General features: G+C 60.0%; 11 protein-coding genes. 3 read left to right on the forward strand and 8 right to left on the reverse strand.

All coding sequences use genetic code 11. The features are described from left to right. Positions 1-223: 223 nt before the first annotated feature. The 3 genes from emhC to C7534_RS30385 are packed head-to-tail and all read right to left on the reverse strand — an operon-like array spanning position 224 to position 6006. Positions 224-1684, reverse strand: coding sequence for an efflux RND transporter outer membrane subunit EmhC (emhC, locus tag C7534_RS30375; RefSeq protein ID WP_046029392.1), 1461 nt, complete (start codon positions 1682-1684; stop codon positions 224-226). Next, positions 1681-4845: an efflux RND transporter permease subunit EmhB gene (gene emhB / locus C7534_RS30380; protein ID WP_046029393.1), complete on the reverse strand. Its 3165-nt coding sequence runs from the start codon at positions 4843-4845 to the stop codon at positions 1681-1683. The genes emhC and emhB overlap by 4 nt, the downstream gene beginning before the upstream one ends. A gap of 3 nt (positions 4846-4848) precedes the next feature. Continuing rightward, on the reverse strand, positions 4849-6006 hold the full coding sequence (locus C7534_RS30385) for an efflux RND transporter periplasmic adaptor subunit (protein WP_046029394.1): 1158 nt from the start codon (positions 6004-6006) through the stop codon (positions 4849-4851). Between the two features lie 265 nt (positions 6007-6271). On the opposite strand from C7534_RS30385, the gene emhR reads away from it, so the two are divergent. After that, positions 6272-6904: an efflux system transcriptional repressor EmhR gene (emhR, locus tag C7534_RS30390; protein WP_046029395.1), complete on the forward strand. Its 633-nt coding sequence runs from the start codon at positions 6272-6274 to the stop codon at positions 6902-6904. Positions 6905-7148: 244 nt separating this feature from the next. Here the strand turns inward: emhR and C7534_RS30395 are convergent, their stop codons facing one another. Genes C7534_RS30395 through C7534_RS30405 form a run of 3 tightly spaced genes read right to left on the reverse strand, consistent with a single transcriptional unit; the run spans position 7149 to position 9724 of the window. After that, on the reverse strand, positions 7149-8198 hold the full coding sequence (locus C7534_RS30395) for an alkene reductase (protein ID WP_109788045.1): 1050 nt from the start codon (positions 8196-8198) through the stop codon (positions 7149-7151). 21 nt (positions 8199-8219) lie between these two features. Continuing rightward, positions 8220-9386 carry an MFS transporter gene (locus C7534_RS30400; RefSeq protein ID WP_109788046.1) on the reverse strand — a complete coding sequence of 389 codons (1167 nt, stop codon included), beginning with the start codon at positions 9384-9386 and terminating at the stop codon, positions 8220-8222. A 35-nt stretch (positions 9387-9421) separates the two neighbouring features. After that, a complete protein-coding gene (locus tag C7534_RS30405) occupies positions 9422-9724 on the reverse strand; it encodes an ArsR/SmtB family transcription factor (RefSeq protein ID WP_046029399.1) in 303 nt (100 codons plus the stop codon). A 171-nt stretch (positions 9725-9895) separates the two neighbouring features. Between C7534_RS30405 and C7534_RS30410 the strand changes: the two genes are divergently transcribed. Further along, the gene (locus C7534_RS30410; protein WP_109788047.1) at positions 9896-10465 is read left to right on the forward strand and encodes an acyl carrier protein phosphodiesterase; all 570 of its coding nucleotides are present in this window, start codon (positions 9896-9898) and stop codon (positions 10463-10465) included. A gap of 107 nt (positions 10466-10572) precedes the next feature. On the opposite strand, the gene C7534_RS30415 is transcribed toward C7534_RS30410, so the two are convergent. Both C7534_RS30415 and olsB read right to left on the reverse strand, forming a co-directional pair. Then, a complete protein-coding gene (locus C7534_RS30415) occupies positions 10573-11367 on the reverse strand; it encodes a lysophospholipid acyltransferase family protein (protein WP_109788048.1) in 795 nt (264 codons plus the stop codon). Then, positions 11367-12122, reverse strand: coding sequence for an L-ornithine N(alpha)-acyltransferase (gene olsB, locus C7534_RS30420; RefSeq protein ID WP_046029403.1), 756 nt, complete (start codon positions 12120-12122; stop codon positions 11367-11369). The genes C7534_RS30415 and olsB overlap by 1 nt, the downstream gene beginning before the upstream one ends. Positions 12123-12276: 154 nt before the next feature. On the opposite strand from olsB, the gene C7534_RS30425 reads away from it, so the two are divergent. Beyond that, on the forward strand, positions 12277-13155 hold the full coding sequence (locus C7534_RS30425) for an acyl-CoA dehydrogenase family protein (RefSeq protein WP_109788049.1): 879 nt from the start codon (positions 12277-12279) through the stop codon (positions 13153-13155). The last annotated feature ends 232 nt before the right edge of the window (positions 13156-13387 follow it).

Genomic DNA, 13387 nt, shown 5'->3' on the forward strand with positions numbered 1-13387 from the left:
GTTCAATCGGCGAAAGCGGGTTTTGGGCGATTATCGAACGTAACATTAGCCTGGTTTTTTGGGTGGCTGTACTGGCCACATCGCGGGCAAGCCCGCTTGTATGTTTAGACTTGAAGGGGTGGGAGCGGGCTTGCCCGCGATGAGGGCAGTGATCACGCCACACATTTTCCCGTAGCCAACAAAAAGCCCACCAATCGGTGGGCTTCTTGTGTTCACAGCGCTATCAGAACAACTTCATCTTCGGCGCTTCTTCTTTCAGCGGTTCGAGCTTGGCAGTCTGCGAATTCCAGCCACCACCCAACGCCTTGTACAGATTGACCGCGCTGACCAACTGCGCCAGACGGTCGGTGATCAGCACTTGTTGGGCGCTGAACAACTGACGCTGGGCATCGAGGAAGGTCAGGTTGCTGTCGACACCAATGAGGTAGCGACGTTGAGCCAGGCGGTAGTAGTCCTGGTTGGCGGTGACGAAGTCACGCTGGGCCTGCAACTGATCGGTGTAGGTCTGGCGGGCGGCCAGGCCGTCGGCGACTTCCTGGAAGGCCGTTTGAATGGACTTCTCGTAGTTCGCCACGCCGATGTCTTTCTGGATTTTCGAGTAATCCAGGCTGGCGCGCAGGCTGCCGGCGTTGAAGATCGGCAGGTTGATTTGCGGTTGGAACAACCAGGTGCCGGAACCGCCCTTGAACAGACCGGACAAGTCCGGGCTGAGCGTGCCAGCGTTGGCTGTCAGGCTGATGCTCGGGAAGAATGCAGCCCGTGCCGCGCCGATGTTGGCGTTGGCGGCCTTGAGATTGTATTCGGCCTGGAGGATGTCCGGACGACGTTGCAGCAAGTCCGATGGCAGACCGGCCGGCACGTCGCTCAGCAAATCGTCAGACAGCGGCTTGGCTGCTTGCAGATTGGCCGGGATGCCAGTGCCGAGCAGCAGCACCAGGCTGTTTTCATCCTGCGCGACCTGACGGGTGTACTTCGCCAGTTGTGCCCGGGCGTTCTCTACCGAGGTCCGCGACTGAGCGAGGTCCAGCGCCGACGCTACACCGACTTCGGCGCTGCGCGCGGTGAGCTTGTAGCTCTCCTCGAACGCACCGAGGGTGTCCTGGGTGACTTTCAGCAGTTCCTTGTCGGCTTGCCAGGTCAGGTAGGCATTGGCCACGCTGGCCACCAGGCTGATCTGCGTGCTGCGACGACCTTCTTCAGTGGCGAAGTACTTCTGCAGCGCTTCTTCGCTCAGGCTGCGAACCCGACCAAACATATCGAGTTCATAGGCGCTGATGCCGACGGTGGCCGAGTACGAACTGACAATGCCTGACTGACCGGTCTGCGAAGAGTTTTCCGGAACGCGCTGGCGGTTGCCGCTGCCATTGGCCGATACGGCCGGGAACAGATCCGCACGCTGGATGCGGTATTGGGCCGCAAAGGCGTCGATGTTCAGGGCCGCGACACGCAGGTCCCGGTTGTTTTCCAAGGAAACCTGGATCAGCTGTTGCAGTGCCGGGTCATGGAAAAACTGCTTCCAGCCTTGCTCCGCAGCAGCCTGGCTCGGCGCCTGGGCCGGCGAGTACGCCGGACCTTGCGGGTATTGGCCCGCCACCGGTGCCTCAGGCTGCTGATAATCGGGTATCAGCGAGCAACCACCGAGCACGAACGCGGCGACGGCTAGGGAGAGTAGCGACTTGCTCATTGGCCAGCCTCTTTAGGAGTTTCAGTGGCGTCATCCTGGTCGACTATTTTGCGCTGACCGATGGACGACACAGTGACGAAGAACAGTGGGACCCAGAAGATCGCCAGAACGGTGGCGGTGATCATACCGCCAATCACGCCGGTGCCGATGGCATGCTGGCTACCGGAACCCGCACCCGTGGATATCGCCAGGGGTACCACACCGAGAACGAACGCGAGCGAGGTCATGATGATCGGTCGCAGACGCATGCGGCTGGCTTCGATCGCGGCATCGCGCAGGCTACGCCCTTGCTCATGCAGCTCCTTAGCAAATTCGACAATCAGAATGGCGTTTTTCGCCGCCAGACCGATAGTCGTCAACAGGCCCACTTGGAAGTACACGTCGTTGGACAGACCACGCAGGCTAGTCGCCATCAACGCACCGATGATCCCCAAAGGCACCACCAGCATCACCGCGATCGGGATCGACCAGCTTTCATACAGCGCTGCCAGGCACAGGAACACCATCAGCAACGACAGGGCGTACAACGCGGGCGCTTGCGAACCGGATAACCGTTCCTCGTACGACAGGCCGGTCCAGGAAATACCGACACCCGCCGGCAGTTTGGCGGCAATGGCCTCGACTTCGGCCATGGCTTCACCGGTGGAGTAGCCCGGCGCCGGGGAACCGAGGATTTCCATCGCTTCGACGCCGTTGTAACGGGCCAGCTTCGGCGAGCCGTAAATCCATTCACCCTTGGCAAACGCCGAGAACGGAACCATGGTGCCGGCGCTGTTGCGCACATACCATTTCTTCAGGTCTTCAGGGCTCATACGCGAGCCGGGCTGACCTTGCACGTAAACCTTCTTCACTCGACCACGATCGATGAAGTCGTTGACGTAGCTACTGCCCAGAGCAATCGACAGGGTGTTGTTGATGTCCGCGATGGTAATGCCCAGGGCACTGGCCTTCTCGTCATCGATTTCCAGTTGGTATTGCGGTTCATCGTTCAGGCCGTTCGGACGCACCTGAGTCAGAATCTTGCTTTGCGCTGCCATGCCGAGGAACTGGTTGCGCGCTTGCATCAGTTTTTCGTGACCGATACCGGCACGGTCTTGAAGGAACACGTCGAAACCGGTGGCGTTACCCAGTTCCAGTACCGCCGGTGGCGCGAAGGCAAACACCATGGCATCACGGAAGGTGAAGAAGTGCTGCTGGGCACGGGCCGCCACCTTGAACACGTTGTTGTCGGCGTTACGCTCGTCCCATGGACGGAGCATGATGAACGCCATACCCGAGCTCTGGCCACGACCGGCGAAGTTGAAGCCGGTGACGGTAAACACCGAGTTCACCGCATCGCCTTCACCGCCATCCTTACCCGGACGCAACAGGAATTCACGCATCTCGTCCACGACCACCTGGGTGCGCTGGGAGGTCGAACCGGCCGGCGTCTGCACCTGGGCGAACAGTACACCCTGGTCTTCTTCAGGCAGGAACGCCGTCGGGATACGAGTGAACAGCCAGATCATGCCAACAATGATGATGAGATAGGCCAGCAGGTACGGCGCCTTCTGGGTGAGCATATTGCCCACGCCGCGCTCGTAGCTTTTGACGCCACGGTCGAAGTTGCGGTTGAACCAGCCGAAGAAGCCGCGTTTTGGCATGCCGTGCTCACCCTTGGGAATAGGCTTGAGCATGGTGGCGCAAAGCGCCGGGGTGAAAATCAGAGCAACCAGAACCGAGAGCGCCATGGCCGAAACGATGGTGATCGAAAATTGCTTGTAGATCACGCCGGTGGAGCCGCTGAAGAATGCCATCGGCAGCAGAACCGCCGACAGCACCAGGGCGATACCCACCAATGCACCCTGGATCTGCCCCATCGATTTCTTGGTGGCTTCCTTGGGCGACAGGCCTTCTTCACTCATCACCCGCTCGACGTTTTCCACCACAACGATGGCGTCGTCCACCAGCAAGCCGATGGCCAGGACCATACCGAACATGGTCAGGGTGTTGATGCTGAAACCGGCTGCCGCAAGGATGCCGAACGTCCCCAGCAACACCACCGGCACGGTCATCGTGGTGATGATGGTGGCGCGGAAGTTTTGCAGGAACAGGAACATCACCAGGAACACCAGCGCGACCGCTTCGACCAGGGTGTGAACCACGCCCTTGATCGACTCGGTCACCACCGGAGTAGTGTCGTACGGGAACACCACTTCCATCCCTTGCGGGAAGAACGGCTTGAGGCTGTCGATGGTGGTGCGCAAGGCCTTGGCAGTATCGAGGGCGTTGGCGCCAGTGGCCAGCTTCACTGCCAGGCCGGACGCCGGAGCACCGTTGAACTGGGCGTTGATGCTGTAGTTTTCACCACCCAAACCGACATCGGCGACATCTTTCAAGCGAACCTGAGAGCCGTCCTTGTTGACCTTGAGCAGGATCTTGTCGAATTGCTCGGCGGTCTGCAGACGGGTCTTGCCGATAATCGTCGCGTTCAGCTGTGTGCCGGGCAGGGCAGGCAAGCCGCCGAGCTGGCCTGACGACACCTGGACGTTCTGCGCGGCGATGGCGGTTTTGACATCGATCGGGGTCAGGTTGAAGTTGTTCAACTTGGCCGGGTCGAGCCAGATACGCATGGCGTACTGGGAGCCGAATACCTGGAAGTCACCGACACCGGCGGTCCGCGAGATCGGGTCCTGCATGTTCGACACGATGTAGTTGGACAGGTCGTCCTTGGTCATGCTGCCGTCACGCGAGACCACACCGATCACCAACAGGAAGTTCTTCACTGCCTTGGTCACGCGGATACCTTGCTGCTGTACTTCTTGCGGCAGCAGCGGGGTGGCCAGGTTCAGCTTGTTCTGGACCTGAACCTGCGCGGTATCGGAGTTGGTACCTTGCTCGAAGGTCGCGGTGATGGTCATGGTGCCGTCGGAGTTACTTTCCGAGGACACATATCGCAGGTGGTCGATACCGTTGAGCTGTTGCTCGATCACCTGCACCACGGTGTCCTGTACGGTTTGTGCCGAAGCACCCGGATAGGCAACGGAAATGGCGATGGCCGGAGGCGCAATGCTCGGGTATTGGTTGATCGGCAACTTGAGGATCGATAGAGCCCCGACCAGCATGATCACCAGGGCAATTACCCAGGCGAAAATCGGACGGTCGATAAAAAATTTCGACATGGGTTACTCCCCTTTGCCGCTGGACGCCTTATCAGCTGTCTGTGCGGGGGCCGGGTTCTTTGTGCCAACGTTAGTCGCTTCACTGGCTTTGACTTCGATGCCAGGTTTGACGAATTGCAGCCCTTCGGTGATCAGGCGATCGCCTGCCTTCAAGCCATCTTCGATCAGCCATTGGTTGCCGACGGTGCGGTTGGCCTTGAGCTGACGCAGCTCGACTTTGTTGTCAGGACCAACGACCAGAGCGGTCGGGGTGCCTTTGAGGTCGCGCGTCACGCCTTGTTGCGGGGCCAGGATTGCTGCGGCGTTCACACCGGCCAACAATTGCGCGTGCACGAACATGCCCGGCAGCAGGGTGTGGTCAGGGTTGGGGAACACGGCGCGCAGGGTGACGGAACCTGTTGTCTGGTCAACCGAGACTTCGGAGAACTCGAGCTTGCCGTCCAGCTTGTACTCGCTGCCGTCTTCGAGGGTCAGCTTGACCTTCGCCGCGTTGTCGCCCGACTTTTGCAGGCGACCGCTTTCCAGTTCGCGGCGCAGTTGCAGCAACTCCACCGAAGACTGCGTCACGTCGACGTAGATCGGATCGAGTTGCTGGATCACCGCCATCGGGTCGGCCTGGCCGCTGGTGACCAGCGCGCCCTCGGTCACATTTGAGCGACCGATACGACCGGTGAGCGGCGCGTAAACCTTGGTGTAGCGCACGTTGATCTGGGCCGTTTGCAGGGCCGCTTCCGATTGCATCCGGTTAGACACGGCGGTGTCGTATTCCTGGCGGCTCACGGCTTGTTCGTTGACCAGTTGCTTGTAGCGGTCCGCGATCGACTTGGTCTGTTGCAGGTTGGCTTCTGCGCTTTTCAGCGTGGCGTCATAGACCGACGAATCGATTTGGTACAGCTGCTGGCCAATCTTGACGTCGCCGCCTTCCTTGAACATGCGCTTGAGAATGATGCCGTTCACCTGAGGGCGAACTTCGGCGATGCGGTACGCGCTGGTACGACCCGGAAGATCGGACGTCAGGGTGAAGGCTTGAGGTTGCAGGGTAACGACGCCGACCTGAGGAGGCGGTGCGGCTGGTGGCGCTTCTTCCTTTTTGCATCCGCTGAGCAGCGATGCCAAGGCGACGGCAGTGACCAGAGCGGTAACAGCTGGCTTGAATTGCATGAAAATCCTCGGGTCAGGCGCGCATCATGCGCACTAGAAAGGTGGAAGGTTAAAAATAGGGTGCTGAGTGGATAAGTAGCTTGCTAAGGAATATACTTACGTTCATGGTTGTTTGTAAACACCTTGGCTGCGTACCCGATTCATTACAAAAGCCGTTCAAAGCTTCGAATTGTAAGACGGGGACTGCGCCCAAGAGCGCTCGCTCCACTTTTATTCAGCTGATGTTCAGACATCGCTGAAGCATCCTGATTGAGGTTTTACTGCCATGGTCCGTCGTACCAAAGAGGAAGCTCAAGAAACCCGCAGCCAGATACTTGAAGCGGCAGAGAAAGCCTTTTATGAAAGGGGCGTGGCGCGCACGACGCTGGCGGACATCGCTACCCTGGCCGGCGTGACTCGCGGTGCTATCTACTGGCATTTCAGCAACAAGGCCGATCTGGTGCAGGCCATGTTGGATACCTTGCATGAGCCACTGGATGAATTGGCCAGGGCCAGTGAAAGCGAAGAGGAACTCGATCCGCTGGGCTGCATGCGCAAGCTGCTGATTCATTTGTTTCATCAAATTGCACTGGACCCGAAAACCCGACGCATTAATGAGATTTTGTTTCATAAGTGCGAATTCACCGATGAAATGTGTGACCTGCGTCAGCAGCGTCGAACGGCCAGCCTTGATTGCAATGTGCGCATCAGCCTGGCCCTGAGTAATGCCGTGAATCGGGGGCAAATGCCCGAAGACCTTGACACGGCGCGCGCTGCCATCAGCCTGCACGCTTACATCGATGGCATCCTGTACCAGTGGTTGCTGGCGCCCGACAGTTTTCAATTGCACACCGAAGCCGAACGCTGGGTCGAGGCCGGGCTGGACATGCTGCGCTTGAGCCCAAGCCTGCGCAAATGAAACAAAAGTCAGTCATTGGCTTCGTTTGTATCAACGATCAAGGCGGGCGCTGAATCCTTCGCCGGCTCGATTTATGGCCAGGGGTGCTTTTATATACGGACGCTCGCCAGGTTGACAGGTAGCGAGCTACGTATTTTGTAGGGAAATTGTGTCTTGGGTGTGAATGAGCGTGAGCACTCCACTCCGAAAACCCAAAAGCCCCGGCTCTCACGAGTCGGGGCTTTTGCATTTCAATGGCTAACGTTTACAGCGTCGGATAGTCGATGTAGCCAACCGCGCCTTTGCCGTAGAACAACTCCGGACGCGCTTCGTTCAGCGGCGCGTCGGCCTTCAAGCGGGCAGGCAAGTCAGGGTTGGCAATGAACGGCACACCGAAGGCGACCGCATCGGCCTTGCCGCTGGCCAGCCACGCGTTGGCGCTGTCCTTGGTGAAGCGTTCGTTGATGATGTACGGGCCGCCGAACGCTTCTTTCAATTGTGGACCGAGGCTGTCGCCGGCTTCTTTTTCGCGCGAGCAGATGAACGCGATACCGCGCTTGCCCAGTTCGCGGGCGACGTAGGTGAAGGTTTCTGCCAGGTTGTCGTCGCCCATGTCATGGGAATCGGCGCGCGGTGCCAGGTGCACACCGACACGGCCGGCGCCCCAGACTTCGATGGCCGCGTCGGTCACTTCCAGCAGCAGGCGCGCACGGTTTTCCAGGGAGCCGCCGTAATTGTCAGTGCGCTGGTTGGTGCTGCTTTGCAGGAACTGGTCGAGCAGGTAACCGTTGGCACCGTGGATCTCGACACCGTCAAAACCAGCGGCTTTGGCGTTCTCGGCACCGGTGCGGTAAGCGTCGACGATGTCGGCGATTTCTGCGGTTTCCAGGGCCCGCGGCGTCGGGTAGTCAGCCAATGGGCGAACCAGGCTGACGTGGCCTTTAGGCTGGATGGCGCTCGGTGCGACCGGTGCTTCGCCGTTCAGGTACGAGGAGTGCGAAACCCGGCCGACGTGCCACAGTTGCAGGAAGATCTTGCCGCCCGCGCCGTGGATTGCCTTGGTCACGTTGGCCCAGCCACGTACCTGGTCGTTGGACCAGATGCCCGGGGTGTCCGGGTAGCCGACGCCCATTGGCGTGACCGAGGTGGCTTCGCTGAGGATCAGGCCCGCGGAGGCGCGCTGGACGTAGTATTCGGCCATCAGCGCGTTCGGCACGCGGCCTTCGTCGGCGCGGCAGCGGGTCAGCGGTGCCATGATGATGCGGTTGGCCAACTCAACGTCGCCCAGTTTGATCGGATCGAAAATAGTCGTCATGAAGTAGCTCTCTTATGGAGATCAGTTGGTAGCAGGTGCCAGTTCGGGATTGCCGCTCTGACGGAAAGTAATCAGGGTCACCAGCAGGGCGAGTATCGCCAGTGCCGCTGCGGCGAGTGGCACGCTGGTCAGGCCGAAGCCGTGGGCGATGACGCTGCCGCCGACCCAGGCACCGAGTGCGTTGCCGATGTTGAAAGCGCCGATGTTCAGGGTCGACACCAGGTTCGGTGCCGCTTTGCCGAAGGTCACCACGTTCACTTGCAGGGCGGGTACGGCGGCAAAACACGCCGTGGCCCAGAGGAACAGGGTGATTTCGGTCGGGATCAGCGCAACGCTGGTCCACGTCAGTACGGTGGAGACCACGGCCATGGTGATGAACACGCCGATCAGCGTCGCGGCCATGCCTTTGTCAGCCAGTTTGCCGCCGATGATATTGCCGACGGTCAGGCCCAGGCCGATGAGCATCAACGTCCAGGTCACGCCACGGGGCGAGACGCCGGTGACTTCGCCCAGCAGCGGCGCGACATAGGTGAACAGGGTGAAGACCGAGGCGGCGAACAGCGCCGTCATGCTCAGGGACAACCAGATCCCGGCGCCCTTGAGGGCTGCGAGCTCGGTGCGCATGTCGAGTTTTTCTTCGTCGCGCTTGGCCGGCAGGAAGCGGATCAGGCCGATCAGGGCAATGACACCGATCACGGTCACGGCCCAGAAAGTCGAACGCCAGCCGGCTTGCTGACCCAGCGCAGTACCCAGCGGCACACCGAGCACGTTTGCCAGGGTCAGACCGGTGAACATCAACGCCACGGCCGACGCACGTTTGTTGGCCGGCACCAGGCCTGCTGCCACCACCGAACCGATACCGAAAAAGGCACCGTGGCAGAGCGCGGTGACGACTCGCGCAAACATCAACACGTTGTAGTCACTGGCCAGGGCGCAGAGCAAGTTGCCGATGATGAAAATGCCCATCAACGCGATCAGCGCAGCCTTGCGCGGCAGCCTGGCGGTGGCCAGTGCCATGAACGGCGCACCAATGGCCACGCCCAAGGCGTAACCGGTCACCAACCAGCCGGCGCCGGGGATCGACACGCCGAGATCCGCCGCCACGTCGGGCAGCAGGCCCATGATGACGAATTCGGTGGTGCCGATGGCGAAGGCGCTCAAGGCCAGGATGAGGAGCGAGAGGGGCATTGTTGAATTCCTTTTGGGCTGGCTGACGTTAAGGGTCAGAGCTCTTTACTGAAGGTTTTGAGGAACTCCTGAATGGTTTCCTCATTACGTTTGAAAAAATGCCACTGGCCGACTTTGCGGCTGCTGATCAGGCCGGCGCGTTGCAGGGTGGCCAGGTGCGCGGACACCGTGGACTGCGACAAGCCGCAACGTTGATCGATCTGCCCGGCGCAAACGCCGTGCTCGTTGCTGTGGGACTGGTCAGGGAATTCGACGGTCGGGTCTTTGAGCCAGTGCAGGATTTCTCGCCGTACCGGGTGTGCCAGGGCTTTTATTATTTCGTCGAGGTCAAGGTTCATGGTCGGGGGCTCGTGATGTGTAAAACGCTATATCGCGATGAAGCGAACTTTAAATCGGTATTTCACGATATACCAATACGCATTCGATCTGATGATCGTGTAAATCGGTATATCGGGTTATAACGATACGTTGGGTGTAAAGAAACAAAGGCGCAGTGCTAAGCTGCGCCCATGAACTATCTCGCACATCTTCACCTTGGTGGCCAGCGTCCCGGCCAATTGCTCGGCAGTCTGTATGGCGATTTCGTCAAAGGACGGTTGCAGGGGCAGTTTGAACCCGACGTCGAAGCAGCCATCCAGCTGCATCGCAGCATTGACGTGTTTACGGATCGCCATCCGCTGGTGGATGCCTCGTTGTCGCGGTTCTCCACGACGCGCCGGCGTTACGCCGGGATCGTGCTCGATGTGTTTTTCGACCATTGCCTGGCACGGGACTGGACGCTATACGCCGATCGGCCGCTGGAACTGTTCACGTCAGATGTGTACCGGATACTGACCGCCGAGCCGCAATTGCCGGAACGCCTGGCCAGGATCGCACCGCACATGGTGGCCAATGACTGGTTGGGTTCTTACCGGGAATTCGAGGTGCTGGAGCAGGTGCTGCGGGGGATTTCTCAGCGGTTGACCCGACCTGAGGAACTGGCGGGGGCGATGCAGGAATTGCGACGGTTGTATGAACCGTTGAGCGAGGACTTCAGGTTGTTCTACCCACAACTCCAGGATTTCGCCCAAAACCGCTGACACAAATTTTGTAGGAGCAGAGCTTGCTCGCGATGAACGATAACGCGGTCATCAGTCAAACCGCGGTGCCCCAATCGCGAGCAAGCTTTGCTCCTACAGAAAAGCGGTTAGGCGGCGATCAGTTCGCCAGCACGACGCGGTTCGGCAGGTTTCGCCACTTCACCAAACAACGCCTTCTGCACCGCCTGCTGCGCTTCGAACGCCAGCGCCGCGCGCTCGCGACCTTCGCAAGCAATCGGCTTGAGCAGGTGAATCTCCACATCCCCCCGGTCGTTGGCGAACAAACGCATCAAGTGCGAGAGCAAATCATCATCGCCAATGAACGGTGCCAGCGTGTCGAGTTGACCGTCACGCAGGTAACGGATCGCCACCGGTTGCAGTTGCACCTCGGAATCAATCGCCGCTGACAGCAAGCGACCATGGAAGGTGCGCAGCGAACGGCCATCGGTGGTGGTGCCTTCCGGGAACATCAACAGCGGATGCGCTTGTTCCAGGTGGCGGGTCATTTGTTTGCGGATCAACTGGCTGTCACCCGAGCCACGACGGATAAACAGACTGCCGGCCTTGGCTGCCAACCAACCGGCGACCGGCCAGGTGCGCACTTCGGCCTTGGACAGAAACGACAGCGGCGTAAGCATGCCCAGCAGCGGGATGTCGGTCCAGGACACGTGATTGCTGACCCAGAGCATCGGTTGCTTGGGCAGTTCACCATGAACGGTGACCTGGAAGGGCAGGGCATTGCTCAACCGCGCCATGAAAAATCGCGACCAGCGCTGGCGGCGGACCATCGAATGGGCGATGCCCATACGCTCGAAAGCCCCAAATATACTGGCCATGCTCAAACCCAGTGCGACCACGACAAGCACTCGCGCAATCCGCGCGTACACCCGCAAACGGATCATCACATGGCCGCCTTGAAGTGCTTGGCGTAACGCGGGCAGAGTTCATCGCGCTTGAGCAGGATGAAGACATCGGCCACCTGGAAGTCTTCGTCCCAGCACGGCTCGCCGCAGATTTTCGCGCCCAGGCGCATGTAGGCCTTGAGGAGCGGGGGCATTTCGGCGATGACGTTGGAAGGAATATCCAGGGTCGGCAGTGGCTTTTTCGGTTCGGCGCGCAGGTGTTCGGTGCACAGGTAGCGTTCGCGCAAACGCTGCATGATCGCGTGGGCCTGGATGCCGCCGTCCTGCATTGGAATGCTCGCGCAGCCCATCAAATAGCTGTAGCCGCCCTGATTCAACACCTCGGCCAGTTCGCCCCACAGCACCGCGATGGTGCCGCCGTTGCGGTACGCCGGGTCGACACAGGTGCGGCCGATTTCCAGAATCGGGCCTTTGAGGTGAACCAGGCCATGCAGGCTGAATTCTTCTTCGCTGTAGAACTTGCCCAGGCTGCTGGCCGCCGTGTGATCGAGTAAACGTGTGGTCGCCACCAGACGTCCGGTGTTCAAGTCACGCACGCCAATGTGGGCGCAGTGAACATCATAGTCATCCATGTCCAGACCCAACTCTGCGCCCTTCAGCTTGGCGTTGAACTCGCCGCTGAACACGTTGAAGCGTAAGGCCTGGGCTTCCTGCAAGGCTTGGCTGCCGATCAGGCGTTCGGCTTGCAGGCGGCGGTCGTTGCCGGTGTCGCGGATGCGGGCGATCTGAGTCATGGCGATTCTCCGTGCGGGCTGCTCACCCGTCTTGGGTTACAGCGGATCGACTTTCTTTATGCAGCCGTTTTGTGCAAGGTCAGGCTATGTAGCCCCGGTGTCATCGCCATTAAGCTTTGGTGATGCTTATATGACAGCCCACGAGGAGCCTCTTATGCCCTGGCAAAACCTGTTGAACCGCCACGACCGCCTGCCCGCCAACCCGGATCTGGCGGAAGGTTTCGTGACCTTGTTGCACCAGTTGGGCACGGTGACGCCGTTTGAGTTGGCCGTCGCTGGCGGGCGTTTGATGGCGACGCCGGGGCTGGCATTTCTGGTGGGGTATCAGGCGGCGTTGCGCGTGCTCTGGCCGAGCGCACCGTTGAGCCTCGGCGCGTTGTGTGCAACCGAACAGCGCAGCCTGCGACCGGCAGACATGCAAACCCGCCTTACCGACCTGCGCCTGAGCGGGCGCAAGGATTTCGTCACGGCCGGTGATGCCGCGGAATGGCTGTTGATCGCTGCACGCAGCGAAGAAACCGGTGAATCGCCGCGCCTGAGCCTGGCGGTGGTCTATCCCGGCGAACCGGGCGTACGTCTGGAAAAACTCCCGGCGATCCCATTGATGCCGGACATCAGCCATGGCCGGTTGTTTCTCGACAACACCCTGTGCGAGTTGCTGGGGGGGGATGGCTGGGATGCGTACGTCAAACCGTTCCGCACCCTTGAAGACGTTTATGTGCTGAGTGCGATGACGTCGTGGCTGTATGGCGTCGGCCAGGACTGCGACTGGCCGCAAGCCTTGCAGTTGCGGTTACTGGCGTTGCTGGCCGGGTGCGCGGAAGCCAGCCGTCAGGCACCGAACAATGCCGCCGGGCATGTATTGCTGGGCGGGTTGTTTGCACAATTCGACGGGCTCAAGGCCGAGATTGATCAGGCAATGGCCGATGGTCCGGCGCATTGGGCGCAGATGTGGCAGCGCGATCGGGCGGTGATGGATCTGGCTGCGGGCGCGCGGGGGAAGCGGTTGGCCAAGGCACTCGCGGTGAACTGACGGGCCTCATCGTCGGAACGCCGCCATCGCGAGCAAGCCCGGCTCCTACATCTATGGTTACCCCCTTTTCTGCAATACTGTTTTTGATGTCGTGTTTGGCTTGCTTTCATCTATCCGGCGTCTGAGTGGGGGTGTCGCCCCGCGCCTCGATGAGAATCGATGCCCAACGACCCTAATTAGTGGAACGGCCTTACAGCCGTGTAGGAGCTCAGGGTTGTCGTCAGGCCGGTTG

The sequence above is a fragment of the Pseudomonas sp. OV226 genome, assembly GCF_003148705.1.
In the GTDB taxonomy this organism is placed as follows: Bacteria; Pseudomonadota; Gammaproteobacteria; order Pseudomonadales; family Pseudomonadaceae; genus Aquipseudomonas.